We start from the raw sequence: 15140 nt of genomic DNA, 5'->3' as shown, positions 1-15140 counted from the left end.
CGAACTCAGAAGTGAAACCTCTTAGCGCTGATGGTAGTGTGGGGTTACCCATGTGAGAGTAAGTCATCGCCAGCTCATTAATTCAAAATCCCCCTAGCTTAAACAGCAGGGGGATTTTTTTATGGGTAAAATTTATCTGGGTTCCTCATCTTGTTTAAGGTCGCTTTTGATTTTTTGCTGTTCCTTCCTGCTTCTATTTAAATAAATGCCTCATCAGCCAGCGCATAGAACCCAATTTTTATCTAAAAATTAAAGCTAACAATTTAAATCCATATATATCCCCAGATTCAGCTAAAATCTTAAGATCAATATGATCAAATTACGATTCTAAGAGCACTTTATGAAACTGAATTCATTCTCTCCGATCCCTGAAGATGATGATGAGCTACATCTTCCTGAAATTGTATATTGGGCGTCACTGGGTGAGTTGGAGCAGGTACAGCAAGCCTTACAGCAAGGTGCAGATGCCAATGGTAGTGATGAGGAAGGCTATAGTGCCTTGCAGGCGGCGGCAGAAAATGATCATCTGGACGTGGTGAAACTGCTGATGAGCAAAGGGGCGGATATGGAGCATCGTAGTCCACATACAGCGCTGGAACTTGCTGAAATGGCAGGTAATGAGGAAGTGGTGGCCTATTTAAAGCAGCTCAAAGGGCTTGCTTAATTTCCCGATTCTGATAAAAGAAACCTCATCCGCAGATGAGGTTTCTTTTATGGAGGCGATTAAAAATCTTTAGGTTTCAGCTTCCAATTCTTGCACAATCGCCTGGTTAAATGCAGGAATATCATCCGGATTACGTGAGCTGATCAATACCCATCCACCGGTATTGCAGCGATGGACTTTTTCATCGACCCATTTCGCGCCGGCATTTTCCAGATCCAGCTTGATGGTTTTATAAGACGTCAGGTTTTTATCGCGAATCCGTTCGGCATTAATTAAAACCCACGGACCATGACAGATTGCGGCAATCAGTTTACCTTGATCGGTAAAGTGCTGGATGATTTTATGCGCTTCGGGGTTGATCCGCAGCGTATCGGCATTGACCGTTCCACCGGGAATGACCAGTGCATCATAATCTTCCGGATTGACCTTATCTAGCGTTGTTTCCGGTTCGGTGCTTAAGCCCGGTTCTTTATCGGCCTTGACCATTTGAACTTCTTTTTGTTCTTCTGCTGCATGTATGGCTTCAATGCCTTTAGATTTCAAATATTCAAAGGGTTTGATCAGCTCATCCTGCTCCACACCCTGATTGGACGTAATGAATAATACTTTCTTTGGCATTTTCCCATCCTCGTTTCATGAATTCTTTTGCTACGTTAACAACTGAGGCTCAAGGCACTGTACTGGTTTTGACGGGAATATGTAATTGCTTGGCAATGATGTAAAAAAAAGCCCCATCAGGAGCTTTTAAAAAATCGCAGGATAAAAAGGTTTATAGCGCGCCTTTTAAATCATTTTGGTGCTGTTTAACCTGTTTGGCATAACGTTTGCCTTGGCGTTTCATCTTCCAGCTGGAATGATAACCGGTAGGACCAACATTATAATAGGCTAGGGCTTTGGGCCAGCTGCCGGCTTTCGTGTTATAGCGATTTAAAATGTAAGAACCACATTGAATATTGGAAGATTCATCAAATAAATTACTGCCACAGCTTTGCTGCCAATAACGCGGAATGACTTGGGTTAAGCCCACCGCACCAGCCGGTGATACCACATGACTGCGATAGCTGGATTCCTGGCGAATCAGCGCGGCCAGTAACAGTGGATCAATTTCATAACGTTCTGCATGTTGCACAATCATCGGCGCAACACGGTTAGCGGTGTCAGGTGCAACCGAATAGGCTTTTTGGATCCCGACTGAAAGTTTAGCGGAACGTTTGGCAACGGAGCCGCCCCCTAAAGGTGAGCAGGCAATCAGGCTAAGGGCACTGAGGCCAATAAAAGAGGTTTTCAATAATAATGGGATGGTCAGTTTCATTTTAAAATCAGAAAAAAGCAGTGATGCTGCACCAGATTAGCCAGTGCTCGCGAATATGTTTTAAGGATGTTAGTGAGCTGGGCGATATCCGTCAAGCCAACGGCGGCCTGGAACCGCCGCTGTTTTGTTAAGTTTTCGCTCCAATACTACGTGTTTGAAATATCTTTAGAGTGCATTGGAAGATCATGTTTCTATTTATTGTGCTGTTCATGTTGATGTCACTATGCAACTTTTAGGGTATAAAGCGGCTTTCATTGCATAATCTCTTATATACTTAGATGGTTGAAAATAAAAATATTTATTGGGTAGTTGCATGTTAGAAGTGATTGCACAGTTGTGTGGCGGGATCGGTTTGTTCCTGATAGGAATGACCTTAATGACAGACAGTCTGAAAGAGATGGCTGGGGAGTCATTGCGTTTATGGCTGTCTAAATTTACAGGTTCACCGATTAAAGCTATTTTTTCTGGCATCGGTCTGACTTTGGCTGTGCAATCCTCAACGGCAACCACATTGGCCACCATTGGCTTTGTTAGTGCCGGTATTCTGACTTTTAGTCAGGCCATTGGTGTGATTATTGGCGCCAATATTGGCACCACCAGCACCGGCTGGATGGTGGCTTTTCTCGGGGTTAAATTTTCCATTGCCCATATTGCCTTGCCACTCATTGGTTTAGGGGCCATCTTTAAATTATTCAGCCGTGGGCGACTGTCTTTATTCGGTTTAACTATTGCCGGTTTTGGCCTGATTTTCTTTGGGATTGACTTGCTGCAGGTGGCAATGTCCGGTTTTGCCGAGCGGGTTGATTTATCGGTTTTTTCCAATAACTCTTTCACCACACAGTTGATTTTAGTGCTGGTCGGGCTGGTGATGACCGTGCTGCTGCAATCTTCCAGTGCAGCCATTACTGCGACCTTGGCCGCTTTAGCCAGTGGTGCGATTGATTTGTCCCAAGCCTTAGGTCTGGTGATTGGACAAAATATTGGTACGGTGGCGACCGCGATTCTGGCGGCCATGGGCTCGACTGCCAATGCCAAACGCACCGCAGCCGTGCATGTGGTGTTTAACGTGATTTCGGCCGTGTTGGCTTTTATCTTGCTGAAACCGGCTTTTTTGTGGCTGGCTGAACATTCACAGGTCGGTACTTGGGATGATGTGATTATTGTCGCTGCGTTTCATACCGCCTTTAGTGTGCTGGGAACCTTATTTTTATTGCCCTTTTTAAAACAGTTTGAACAGTTGATTGTCGGTTTAATTCCAGACCGCACCCCTTCAATTTTATGTTATCTGGATCAGGCCAGTTTTTCGGTGCCGGCTTTAGCGATTAATGCCGCTTCTAAAGTGATTTATTGGTCGATTGGGCATATCCTGATTTTACTGAAACGCGCGATTCAGGAAGGTCGTTTGCCCTCCAATAGCGAATTACAGCAGCTGGATGAAATCTTAAAACGAGTGCAGCAATATCTGGAAGATTTATCGGTCAGTGAAAATGAGCTGGATCAGCAGCGTTTAATGGCGATGCTGCGCCTGATGGTGTATTTACGTGTGCTGCGCAGTGATCTGGAAGCAGTAGAACATGCCGAGCATATCCGTACCCAGCCGACTATTTATCAGATGGGGCTGGATTATATTCATGTGCTGGACAATCACTTTCAGTATGTCGATGAGTTTAACCGCCTGACCGAAGTGGCATCTTTAAATCGTGAGCTGTTAAACCTGAAACAATGGGTGGAAGAGCAGCGTGCCGAAGCGCGTGAAAAAGTGATTGAATATGCCACGGTGCAACATCTGAGTGCCGCGCGCAGTCTGGAATTACTGGCCGCACAGCGCTGGCTGGACCGTTTGATTGCGCATACCCAGCGTTTGGCCAATGTCTTGCAGGAAACCGAGAGTATGCTGGATGATGTGGAAAAGCGGAAATATTATGCTGCCACTCAATAGCCTAAGCTATACAGTGATTAACTTCTGCAGCAGAAGCTTTTATACTGCGAGGATGTTTATCACTGGGCAACTAAAATGACACCGGCCTGTAAAATTTTAAAATCCAATAAAATTGACTATAGTATTCATGAATATGAGCATGATCCGAACGCCAAAAGTTTTGGGCTGGAAGCAGCGGAAAAGCTGGGTTTAGCCCTGGCTGAAGTATTTAAGACTTTATTGGTAACTGATGATAAACAGTATTATGTGGCGATTTTGCCGGTGCATGTGCAGCTAAATTTAAAGAAAGTTGCTACCGCGGTGGGCTGTAAAAAACTGCATATGGCAGAGCCTAAAGATGCCGAACGTTTAACCGGTTATCTGGTTGGCGGAATTAGCCCGATTGGGCAGAAGAAACGTTTAAAAACCGTGATTGATCAGAGTGCGCAAAGTCTGGCAAAAATCTATGTTAGCGGTGGCAAACGTGGACTGGACATTGGTTTAAAGCCGGATGATCTGGCCCGGGTGTTAAATGCCCAGTTTGCCGATGTGGTGGATGAGTCTTAATCTGCACTGATTTTATTTTAGCAGCGGATTCAGTTATAAAAACCGGACCACGCCATGAATCAGGGCAGGTCCAAAAATCACCATAAATATGCCAGCCAGTACCATACTTAAGCAGGCGGCCACACCTTCTTCACGATGGCGCATAAAGGCTTTAGAAGTACCAAAACCATGCGCGGCATTACCTAAGGCTGCACCTTGAGCAAAATGTGAATTCAGTTTGAGTGCGAGTAAGACGGCATCTGCCATAAAACCGCCGGCAAAGCCGGTCATCATGGTGAACAGGATTACCAGTTCAACCGAGCCGCCCACCTGTGTACTTAACTCCATCGCAAAGGGTGTAGAGATAGAGCGCGCCATCAGGCTATATGTGGTTTCCTGATTCAGCTGAAACAGCTGCGCCAGATAAAAAGCACTGATAATGCCGACACACATACCGATCACAATCCCCAGACTGATGGCCAGCAGATGGCGTTGAATCAGCGCACGATATTCATAAATCGGAATGGCAAAAGCCACCGTGGCTGGCCCGAGCATCCAGACAATCCAGTGGCTGTACTGCATATAGCTGTTATAGGAAATCCCGAAATAGAGCAGCACGCAGATTAATCCAGCCGGAACCAGAATGGAGGGTAAAAACAGCAGCACCGGATAACGACGATACAGTTGTTTGGCCACGATATAACCCAGCAGGGTGAAGATAAAGCACAGGCTTGCGATCAGGTTCATCTTAATCTCCTGACACATATGTGGTATTGTTGGTATTTTTCCTGAGCCGCTGTTCCAGTTTAAAACCCCAGCACACGCTATAGGCTGTGGCGACCATTACCGCACAGGTGCCGAGCGTAATCGAGAGCAGCAGTTGCCAGCCTTGGCTTAGCAGTAAGTCTAGATCATTGATAATGCCGACCACACAGGGAATAAACAGCAGCATCAGCTCGGCCAGCATAAAATCGGCGCCTTGCTTGATCCATTGCAGTTGAAATATGCCACTTAACAGCGCCAGCAGTAACAGGATCAGGCCAATCACACCCGCTGAAACCGGCAGCTGGAATATCTGTTGGATCAGCGCACCGAGCCACCAGATCAGGATTAGCAGCGCAATTTGTATGCTGAGGACGGCAACACGGGAAAGTGACCACATCGCTGAATTGCCCTAAAGGTTAAACACGACTGTATTTTAGATTTGACCTACCAAGATGATTATGAATAATGAAAAAATAATTATGCCTATTGGGAATGATGGTGGATTTAAAAAGCCTGAAAATACTGGTCAAGCTGGTGCAATTGCAAAGTTTTACCCGGACTGCAGATGCTTTGTGCCTGACCCAGCCCACAATTAGCAAGGCCATTCGGGGGCTGGAAGATGAGTTGGGCACTGCGCTGTTTCATAAAGGTGAAGCTGGGCGTAAACGTGAAGTGCAATTGACTTACCTGGGCGAGCAGATTTATCAGCATGCGCTACAAATGCTGCAACTGGAGCAGGCGATTTATGATTCGGTGGCGGAAGTTCATGCGCTAGAACGTGGTAAATTGACGCTGGGTTTGCCGCCCTTGGGTTCGGTGCTATTAAGCCGGTTAATTGCCAAGTTTCATCAGCAGTATCCGGCTATTGAACTGAGCTTTTTAGAGGTAGGCGCCAGCGGGATTGAAGCTGCTATTCTGGATAAACAGATTGATGTCGGGATTGTACTCGGCCATTTAAAACCGGTATTGGGCGGAATTCCAATTATGGATTCGCCACTGTGTTTGTTATCTGCCCGAAATTCTGCCTGGCAGGGACGTGAAACGGTATCGTTGCTGGAACTCAAAGATGAATCTTTTTTACTGTTTGCCGACAGCTTTACTTTAAACCAGATGATTTTGCAGGCCGCACAACAGCTGGGTTTTGAACCGAAGATTGTCTGTAAAAGCAGCCAGTGGGATTTTATTGCCAAAATGGTGGATTCCGGCGTGGGGATTGCGCTGTTGCCTCAGGTTTATTGTGAGCAGTTGCCTGCCGAGCGTTATCAGATCAGCCGTTTGTGCCAGCCTGAGCTGAACTGGACCTTGCGAATGGCCTGGAATACGACAGTCGCCATGAGTCCGGCCACCCGGGCCTGGTTAAGAATTATTGAAACGCATCCTGATGAGATTCATTTCTAAAGTAAGAATTAAAGGATTATCGTGTGAAATCAGATTCATCTACAGCGCTAAACCTCTGAACAGATGAATCTTCCTCCAATTACAGGCAATTCGCCGGTTTGGGAATACCGGCCAGACGACTTAAGTGCCGCGCCACCAGTCCGGTGTTAAAACGCTCTTGCAAGAGGGCATTGTTAATCTCAGGGCTGACCGTTTTCATCAGAAACTTGATTAACGGGCGGGTCGCCGGAGAATGACCAAACTGCTGATAAAACTGGCGCACAGCCTGCAAAATTTCAAAATGCCAATCTTCCAGTTCCAGCTCTAGGCTTTTGGCCAGCTCTTGCGCTACAGTTTCATTCCAGATGGTGTAATCGACCAAATGACCATCTTGGTCCAGTTCAAGATTCATAACACACTCAAAGCTTGTTTATTTTAAAGAGATACAACGGCTATAAGCCAGACACAGCTCGGCAAAGGTAGCATAGTTTAAACTGTGCAGATGGGCAGGCAATGGCTGGACCAGCAGCTCTAGATCATGCTCCAGTGCAAACAGGGTGCCGCATTGCTGACAAAATGGGTGATCAATGGCCAATACTGCATCACCCATCAGCACCACTGCATCGCCTTCACTATACAGACGTGAAACTTTGTCCAGCATGGCCGGGGTAGTATGGAAGCCGGATTGCAGCAGATATAAAGTATTTTGTGACATAACAGATTCCTTCCGGCTTACCAGTACAGCACGTAGTCAAAACGCTGGATAAAGTCCGCATTCAGTTCAATAAACTCGATTTCCTGCTGCGACTGGCTGACATAAGCTGAATGTTGATGCTGGTGTTCTACCAGAATCGGGCTTAAATCATAAAACTCAAAACTTTCGACCATATTCGAGGCCAGCTTGAAGGCGTGTTTGAGCTGGTCAAAAGCCAAATCGCTTTTGAGCAGACTTAGGGCAGCATCCTGTAATAACACTTTGACTTCACAGCCAAAAGTGGCCAGTACCATAGTCGCAGACAGGCTTTCATGTACCTGCTGGCTGCTTAAATTGGCCTGGCTTAAAATGACGAGTACAGTTTTCACACAATTTACCTTTTAAATGCAACAAATTCTCAAATAGAACCACTTAGAATTGAAGAAGGCGATCTGCAGATTGCACTGCATCGGCAAGTTCGCCCAGACCAACCAATTCAAAGCCCGCGGCTAAATTGTGTTGATGAAGTTGATGACGTTTGGCATTGTCCTGATCGGTAATCCCGCGTAACAGTGCCGCACTGACACAAACCGGCAAATGAATCGACAGTTTTTGCCATTCCGATTTTAACTGTCGCTGATCATCGGGTAGCCATTGTAAATCGTTAGCGACCATAACAGCGTCCTGATAGAAGAACACCCGGAAATCTTCATTCTTGCTCTGCAAGGCTTGAGCCAGACCCAACGCATGCCAGGCATGAATTGAGGTTGGCGCGGAGGTAATTAGTAATAAGGTACTCATCAAAATTCACTAATGAAATGTTCCCGCAACACAGGGGGCATTCAGACTTCATAAGAAAAAGGTAGTATACAATGATTTTAGTGACTGGTGGTTTAGGCTTTATAGGCTCGCATATTGCATTAAGTCTGATGGCTCAAGGGCAAGAAGTCATTATTGTCGACAATTTATCCAATGCCAATTTACAAACCTTAGAACGACTTGAATATATTTCGGGCATGTATGTGCCTTTTGCCAAAATTGATATTCGTAACACCCCGGCCTTAAATAAAGTCTTTGAACAGTATTCGGTCGATGCAGTGGTGCATACGGCCAGCTTTAAATCGCTGGAAGAATCGGTCCTGAAACCGCTTGAATATTATAATGATAATGTCAGCTGTATCATGAGTCTGCTGCGTGCCATGCAGCGTACCGGGGTACGTGTGCTGGTGCATTTATCCAGCTTAACCGTGTATGGCCAATCTAGCCTGCAACTGAAAGAAGATCTGCCATTTCAGTATGCCTATCCGAATCCGTATATCAAATCTCAGCAGATGGCTGAGGAAATTATTCAGGATACTTTTAAAACCGACAATGAATGGAAAATTGCCTTATTGCGCTTGGGCAATATTGCTGGTGCCTTTGAACATGGGGTACTGGGTGAGATGGTACCGCCACTGCCAAAAAATATTGTACCCCTGGCGATGCAGGTCGGGGCGCGGCAACGCGAATTTATCGAGCTGCGCAAGCAGGCCCAAACTGAAGACAAGACTGTAGAGCGTAGTTTCCTGCATGTACTGGATTGTTGTGAGGCCGTATCTTTAACCCTGCAATGGCTATTCCAGCAACAGCATGTTTGTGAAGCCTTTAATATTGCCGGCGAGGCGATTTCGATCCAGCAACTGTTAAATGAAATTTCGAGCGTCACCGGCACTGAAATTAAAACGGTCGATGCTGATGTATATCCCTATGCCGAACTGGATCAGGTCGCGGCCGATATTAGTAAAGCCAAAGAGGTACTGGGCTGGCAGCCGAAACGCTCGATTCAGCAGATGCTGGAAGATGAATGGCGCTTTTATCAGCACACCTTGCGCGGGCAATGATAAATTTAATCATGATAATAATTATCATTTACAATTTTATCCGCCTGACCTAAGATGACTATATTCGCCATAGCCGCTGCCTCAGGGCAGCGTTATAACAGCATTGAGAACAGCAAGAATAGATAGAGGTTGAGTATGCAAACACGTATCGAACACGACACCATGGGAGAAGTTGAAGTCCCGAGTGAGGCCATGTGGGGTGCACAGACTCAGCGCAGCTTACAGAATTTTAAAATCGGGCAGGAACGTTTACCTCGTCCCATGATTCGCGCCATGGGCTTAGTGAAAAAAGCCGCGGCCATGACCAATGCAGAACTGAACCAGATTCCTCAAGAGCTGTCGCACTATATTGTTGATGCAGCTGAAGAAGTGATTGAAGGCAAATGGGATAGCCAGTTTCCGCTGGTGGTGTGGCAGACCGGTTCGGGCACGCAAAGTAATATGAACTGTAATGAAGTGATTGCCAATATTGCCAACCAGAAACTTGGAAATCCGCTGGGCGCGCAAAAGCCGGTTCATCCGAATGACCATGTGAACCGCGCACAATCAACCAACGATTCTTTTCCAACCGCGATTCATGTCGCTGCCAGTTTACAGATTAATGAGCTGTTAATTCCGGCAGTGACCCGTTTAAGAGATACCTTGCAGGCCAAAAGCGATGCCTTTGCCGATATTGTGAAAATTGGCCGTACCCATTTACAGGATGCAACACCTTTAACGTTAGGGCAGGAATTTAGTGGCTATGTCTCGCAGCTCGATCATGGTTTGAAACGTTTGCATCAGGCCCTGGACGGTTTATATGAACTGCCGTTGGGTGGCACCGCCGTAGGAACCGGTTTAAATGCCCATCCGGACTATGCGGAAAAAGCCGCACAGCAACTGGCCAGCCTGACCGGTTTGGCTTTCGTTACTGCGCCGAACAAGTTTGAAGCTTTGGCTGGACGTGATGCTGCGGTATTTGCTTCCGGTGCCTTAAAAACTCTGGCTGTGAGCTTAAATAAAATTGCCAATGATATACGCTGGCTGGCCAGTGGGCCGCGCTGTGGTTTTGGTGAAATCCGTATTCCGGAAAATGAACCGGGTTCAAGCATTATGCCAGGTAAAGTCAATCCGACCCAGAGTGAAGCCATGACCATGGTGGTGGCGCAAGTGCTGGGTAATGATACGACAATTAATGTGGCTGGGGCTTCAGGGAATTTCGAGCTAAACGTATTTATGCCAGTGATTGCCTATAACCTGTTACAGTCGATTCAGTTATTGGGAGATGCCTGCAACAGCTTTAACGATCACTGCGCTGTCGGAATTGAGCCGAACCGTGACAAGATTGATCATTTCCTGCATAACTCGTTGATGTTGGTGACGGCACTGAATCCGGTAATTGGTTATGAAAATGCCGCCAAAGTCGCGAAAACGGCCTATAAAGAAGGGAAAACCTTAAAACAGGTGGCGGTGGAGCTGAATCTGGTCACTGCTGAACAGTTTGATGACGTGGTACGACCAGAAAATATGGTTTCACCGAATGCGAAATAAGTGTTGCATCTACCGGGATGGAATATGAGCAGCCATCCCGGTGGGCTAAAAAATCTTGCTTCATCACAACTATTTCTCCATCAGAACCTGTGCATGAAAGTGCAAAGTACCTATAAAAGAAAACCCAACATATGGATTGCTATATGCTGGGTTAGTTTGCGCTACTTAGTTATTACAGGCCATCTTCTCGTTTTTAATGACCTTGACTGCATCATAAGCCCTGAATGTGACAATAAAAAGAAGTGGTAAAATTCTGGAAAAGAAATGTGAAGTATCTAGCAAAACTTGGCTCTAAATACCACATAGATATTTAAAATTTATGAAATTATTATGATTTAGTTTAGGAAAATGAATATAATGCAGGCCGCTGGGAAGCGTATCTCATTTCTTTATTGACTCTTTTGAAACTCTTTTTGCTTATGAATTTTAAATTATTGGGGGCTGCGGCTCTATTGGCGGGTTTAACCAAAACTGTAGTGGCAATGCCGTTTGATCCTTTAATCGGGACATGGAAAGTGATTGATGATCGAACCGGGTATTATGTGTCGGAAATTGTGATTCGTAAAAACTCCAAAACACAGCAGTATAGTGCAGTAGTGAGCAAGCATTATCCGGCGGCGGGAGCGGTGAATCCGGACGTTTGTGGCAAATGTGAAGGGGCTTTAAAGAACCAGCCGATTTTTGGTATGGAAGTGCTGAAAGGCATGACCGGCAACCATAAGCAGTTTAAGCAAGGTCAATGGCTGAATACCCAGGATGGCCGGACCTATACCATTGAAGCGCAATTGAATGATGGCAAAGACCAGATGAAAGTATTTGGTAAAGCGCAACAGAGCAATACAACCAGTGCCATGACCTGGAAAAAGCTCTAATGAGCTTTGGCTGTTGAGCTGATTCTAAAAACCATTTAACTTCGTGTTAGATGGTTTTTTCTTTTTTTAAGAATCTAAGAATTCAAAATATTTCAATTCCCCCATTTTTCTTCCTCTCAATTGAGTTGCTGCATTTTCTCGATCTGCCAGAAAAACCAGAATAATTTTTTAAATAGACATAAAGTTATGTTATAACATAACACTTTTTAAAAGGGGGCTCGCATGAAATACAGCACACTCATGACTTTAATTTTATTGGCGATGCAACAGGCACAGGCTGAAGAGCCGATTACAATTCTGGAACCACTTATTTTTCAGGGGGATGATACTGACAAGAATCTGAATATTGCACTTAAAGAACGCATTGAAACAGCCAATACCTTGGGCGATGCTGTTAAACATATGTCTGGCGTGCAAAGTAGCGCATTCGGTCCCAATTCGGGGGCACCAGTGATACGCAGTTTGAGCGGTCATCGGGTCGGGATTCTGGAGAATGGTCAGGCGATCAATGGAATGAATGCTATCAGCGGTGATATTAATATTCCATTTGATCCACTATTTACTAAAAGCGTGACCGTACATAAAGGGACCAATACTGTACGTTATGGCGGACAGGCGATTGGTGGTTATGTGGATATAGATTCGGGCATCATTTCAAAAATGCTGGAAGAGAAAAGTGCCAATGTCGATGTGGTATATAAAAAGGGCTTTAACGATTTTAGCGGGCATGGTATTCGCATTAATGTCAATAATCAGGAAAATCTGAGCACCAATATCCAGTTTTCTACCCAACAGATTTCATCTTATAAAATTCCCGGAAAGAGCAAAGCAGCCGTCTGTGATACAGCGATTATCTCGGAGCGAGGTGGGATTGATTCTGCTTTGGCAAGCGCCTGCCAGCGCGATGCCAGAATTGAACAGGTCTTTAATAAGGCACATCATCAATATTTAAATAAGCATGTTTTAGAAGATATCGCGCAGAATCCTCAGCATTTTTATGATTATTATGATGGCTTGGAGTCGGCCAAATATACTGATCAAGCGGTTTTAACCCGCTATGTGAATGGCGCCTACCGGGAATTTATCAATGATCCCAACCCGGATTATGTGCCCAATACGCCAAAATATGTGGAAAGCCGAACCAATCAGGATGTTACGCCCAATTATCAGAAAAAACTGGGCAATAGCTATGCCAGAAATGAAAATATGGCAATCGGGAGTACCTACTTTTTAGACAATGGCTATATCGGAATTAGTGCCGATTATAAAACCAGTGATTATGGTGTGCCGGGTTTCTCAATGGAAAATAAATCTTTCCAGAGCGCTTATGATGATAGCTTGCCGGTCACGGTGCAGATTAAACAGAACCGTTTTGCGGTTGATGCGTTACTCAGGGACCCACTGCCTGTACTTGATCATCTCCAAATTCAGGCATCAAAATTATCCAATCGCTCGGGTGAATATATTGGTGCAAGCAAAGCCAATGAATATCAGTTTGATAGCCATGCTGCCGAACTGGTACTAAAGCAGATGCCTTATAAAAATTTGAGCGGTGAAATTGGCACTGCTTTGAATGTACGTGATGTTAAGGGTTCAGGAACACAGCGCTATCTCCCTAATGTCAAAACCACGACCCAGGCAGTATTTATCCAGGAAAAATTGGACTGGGAGCGGTTTTCAGTGGATGCCGGTTATCGCCATGAAAATGTTCAGCATGAGATTCAGGATCAGAGTTTTAAACTGGCGCGTAATGCGGCCAATAGCACCCTACAAAATAAATCCTTTGACCTAAATAGTTTTTATGTCGGTTCGAATTTTAAAGCGACTGATTATCTGGACTTTAGGCTGCAATATTCTAAGTCAGAACGGGCTCCTGAAATTAATGAACTGTATGCCAGCAATCCGCATTATTCGGTTATGACGCAGGAGGAAGGCAATCAGGCATTGAACAAAGAAAAAATGCAGGGGCTGGAATTAATCACGCATGTGAACTGGGATGCTGCGAATATCGCTGTAGCTTTATATCAAATGGATTTTGAAGATTATTTTTATTTGTCGCATTCCGGTTCATCCATGAGAAACCGTTTACCGCTGAAGTACTGGAAGCAAACCGATACTAAAGTGAATGGTTTTGAGGTGGATATGAACTACACTTTTGATTTAGACCATTTTGGTGAGGTACAGGTCGGTGGTTTTGCCGATCTGGTTAAAAATAAGGCCACTAATCCGGAAAGTTTGCGTTTAAGTAATGATGGCGTGTATTTGCCGAATATGCCGACCAATCGTTATGGTGCCCACATTGAATGGACACGCGCCGATTGGTCAGCGCGTCTGGCAAGTATTTATTATGATCAACCGAGATATTTAGGAAAAAATGTGTCAGAGGAAGTGCCATTACCGGCATATAACCTGATGGATCTGGATATTCGTAAAAAAGTGACTTTAAAAAATGCCAGTTTTGATGTGTTTATGAATGGATCAAACCTGCTGGATGAAGAGGCACGTCCACATAATTCGTCCCTGAAATATATTGCGCCGTTACCGGGCCGCGCTTTTCAGCTGGGTGTGACCATGCATCTTTAAGGGTGGGATGATCTGAATATTTTCCTTGAATACATTGGTAGGTGGACTGCTTGATGTATTGAGATGGAGACATTAGATATTCAGGTTAGGCCTCTTGAAGATGCTTAATCTGAATATTGAGGAGAAGCGAGCTATTGAATTATATGCGAGAAGCAATTGAATATAATAATTCTTGACGCAGGTCGGCATTGGTCTCTAAATCAAATAAGGTTTTATAAAATTGTTGATCTGTTTCATTTTTTTGATGATCCACAATTTTTTTAAGCTGGTATCGGTATTCAATATGCCCTGCATGAAATATATTTACGTTAAATCCCCATAATATTTGTGTGTAGTTCGGGGCAGATGAATCTAATTTATTTAATTCATGTTGATAAAGAGATGCAGCAGCTGAGTAGCAATCTTTAATTAAAGAAGAAGGCTTATTTAGTGTTTCCATTAACATACATTGAAAGTTTTTTATGTTAGGTTGTTTGTTTTGAGCCAAAATTTCTTCTGTTAATGTATAGGCTTTCTCAATATCTCCAATTCTAAGGTACGAATTCATTAAAAGCCGATAACGTTCTTTTTCAAGATTGATTTGCTTCAACTTGGGAATAATAGATTTAAGTTTCTTTAAGGTTTCTGTTTCATCATCAATATTTTGAAATTCTAAAATTATAGAGTTGTATTCTTCGATAATGAGTTTACTTTCAGAACTGAGTTCTGGACTAGCTTTTGAACCAGAAGTGTTCTCAATATAATTATTAGAAGGACTGTTACAGGCAGTTGTTAAACTGAGTGTTGTAAAAGATATGAATAGTGGAAGGATAATATTTTTCATAAAGAGATTATCTTCGGTAAAAGTGAATTTATGTTTTTTATAAGAAGAGACTCTGTACACGACAAAAATAGATAACTCATTGAAATAATGTCACAATAATTGTTTTCTAACGACGAATACTATGACACATCTCAATGAGTTATATCTTATCTTAAACAAATCTCTAAAATGGAACA

The 15140-nt window shown here is 44.2% G+C and carries 17 protein-coding genes; 8 read left to right on the top strand and 9 right to left on the bottom strand.

Translation table 11 applies throughout. From position 1 onward, the window contains the following. Positions 1-340: 340 nt before the first annotated feature. Positions 341-664, top strand: a complete 324-nt coding sequence (locus FTU67_RS13750) for an ankyrin repeat domain-containing protein (protein WP_005178280.1) — start codon at positions 341-343, stop codon at positions 662-664. 69 nt (positions 665-733) lie between these two features. Here the strand turns inward: FTU67_RS13750 and FTU67_RS13745 are convergent, their stop codons facing one another. Further along, positions 734-1282, bottom strand: a complete 549-nt coding sequence (locus FTU67_RS13745; protein ID WP_180061892.1) for a type 1 glutamine amidotransferase domain-containing protein — start codon at positions 1280-1282, stop codon at positions 734-736. Positions 1283-1433: 151 nt separating this feature from the next. Next, a complete protein-coding gene (locus FTU67_RS13740) occupies positions 1434-1976 on the bottom strand; it encodes a lytic transglycosylase domain-containing protein (RefSeq protein ID WP_005178276.1) in 543 nt (180 codons plus the stop codon). A gap of 313 nt (positions 1977-2289) precedes the next feature. Between FTU67_RS13740 and FTU67_RS13735 the strand changes: the two genes are divergently transcribed. Together FTU67_RS13735 and ybaK are read left to right on the top strand one after the other, a co-directional pair. After that, positions 2290-3915, top strand: coding sequence for a Na/Pi cotransporter family protein (locus FTU67_RS13735; protein WP_075175343.1), 1626 nt, complete (start codon positions 2290-2292; stop codon positions 3913-3915). Positions 3916-3990: 75 nt separating this feature from the next. After that, positions 3991-4461 carry a Cys-tRNA(Pro) deacylase gene (gene ybaK / locus FTU67_RS13730; protein WP_005178272.1) on the top strand — a complete coding sequence of 157 codons (471 nt, stop codon included), beginning with the start codon at positions 3991-3993 and terminating at the stop codon, positions 4459-4461. A 33-nt stretch (positions 4462-4494) separates the two neighbouring features. Here ybaK and FTU67_RS13725 read toward each other — a convergent pair whose 3' ends face one another. Together FTU67_RS13725 and FTU67_RS13720 are read right to left on the bottom strand one after the other, a co-directional pair. Further along, entirely contained in the window at positions 4495-5187 is a 693-nt protein-coding gene (locus FTU67_RS13725; RefSeq protein WP_168408167.1) for an LrgB family protein, read from the bottom strand. Position 5188: 1 nt separating this feature from the next. Continuing rightward, a complete protein-coding gene (locus tag FTU67_RS13720; RefSeq protein WP_075166986.1) occupies positions 5189-5602 on the bottom strand; it encodes a CidA/LrgA family protein in 414 nt (137 codons plus the stop codon). Between the two features lie 101 nt (positions 5603-5703). Here FTU67_RS13720 and FTU67_RS13715 point away from each other — a divergent pair, with 101 nt between their 5' ends. Then, positions 5704-6603: a LysR family transcriptional regulator gene (locus tag FTU67_RS13715; protein ID WP_034597704.1), complete on the top strand. Its 900-nt coding sequence runs from the start codon at positions 5704-5706 to the stop codon at positions 6601-6603. 79 nt (positions 6604-6682) lie between these two features. Here FTU67_RS13715 and FTU67_RS13710 read toward each other — a convergent pair whose 3' ends face one another. Genes FTU67_RS13710 through tusD form a run of 4 tightly spaced genes read right to left on the bottom strand, consistent with a single transcriptional unit; the run spans position 6683 to position 8077 of the window. Continuing rightward, positions 6683-6994: a TusE/DsrC/DsvC family sulfur relay protein gene (locus FTU67_RS13710; RefSeq protein WP_005178263.1), complete on the bottom strand. Its 312-nt coding sequence runs from the start codon at positions 6992-6994 to the stop codon at positions 6683-6685. Positions 6995-7012: 18 nt separating this feature from the next. Further along, positions 7013-7297, bottom strand: coding sequence for a DsrH/TusB family sulfur metabolism protein (locus tag FTU67_RS13705; protein ID WP_016658053.1), 285 nt, complete (start codon positions 7295-7297; stop codon positions 7013-7015). A gap of 17 nt (positions 7298-7314) precedes the next feature. Continuing rightward, positions 7315-7665 carry a hypothetical protein gene (locus FTU67_RS13700; protein ID WP_180061891.1) on the bottom strand — a complete coding sequence of 117 codons (351 nt, stop codon included), beginning with the start codon at positions 7663-7665 and terminating at the stop codon, positions 7315-7317. A 43-nt stretch (positions 7666-7708) separates the two neighbouring features. Further along, positions 7709-8077 carry a sulfurtransferase complex subunit TusD gene (gene tusD / locus FTU67_RS13695; RefSeq protein WP_180061890.1) on the bottom strand — a complete coding sequence of 123 codons (369 nt, stop codon included), beginning with the start codon at positions 8075-8077 and terminating at the stop codon, positions 7709-7711. A gap of 71 nt (positions 8078-8148) precedes the next feature. Between tusD and FTU67_RS13690 the strand changes: the two genes are divergently transcribed. The 4 genes from FTU67_RS13690 (at position 8149) to FTU67_RS13675 (ending at position 14141) form a co-directional block, all read left to right on the top strand. Then, a complete protein-coding gene (locus tag FTU67_RS13690) occupies positions 8149-9156 on the top strand; it encodes an SDR family NAD(P)-dependent oxidoreductase (protein WP_104484100.1) in 1008 nt (335 codons plus the stop codon). A gap of 135 nt (positions 9157-9291) precedes the next feature. Further along, positions 9292-10686, top strand: a complete 1395-nt coding sequence (gene fumC / locus FTU67_RS13685; RefSeq protein WP_016658056.1) for a class II fumarate hydratase — start codon at positions 9292-9294, stop codon at positions 10684-10686. A 419-nt stretch (positions 10687-11105) separates the two neighbouring features. Further along, a complete protein-coding gene (locus tag FTU67_RS13680) occupies positions 11106-11558 on the top strand; it encodes a DUF2147 domain-containing protein (RefSeq protein ID WP_104471394.1) in 453 nt (150 codons plus the stop codon). A 222-nt stretch (positions 11559-11780) separates the two neighbouring features. Next, on the top strand, positions 11781-14141 hold the full coding sequence (locus tag FTU67_RS13675) for a TonB-dependent receptor (RefSeq protein WP_180061889.1): 2361 nt from the start codon (positions 11781-11783) through the stop codon (positions 14139-14141). Positions 14142-14280: 139 nt separating this feature from the next. Here the strand turns inward: FTU67_RS13675 and FTU67_RS13670 are convergent, their stop codons facing one another. Next, a complete protein-coding gene (locus FTU67_RS13670; RefSeq protein WP_168381814.1) occupies positions 14281-14964 on the bottom strand; it encodes a hypothetical protein in 684 nt (227 codons plus the stop codon). Positions 14965-15140 lie beyond the last annotated feature (176 nt).

Source organism: Acinetobacter sp. YH12132, assembly GCF_013418645.1.
In the GTDB taxonomy this organism is placed as follows: domain Bacteria; phylum Pseudomonadota; class Gammaproteobacteria; order Pseudomonadales; family Moraxellaceae; genus Acinetobacter; species Acinetobacter indicus.
This window is presented reverse-complemented; position numbering and strand designations above follow the sequence as displayed.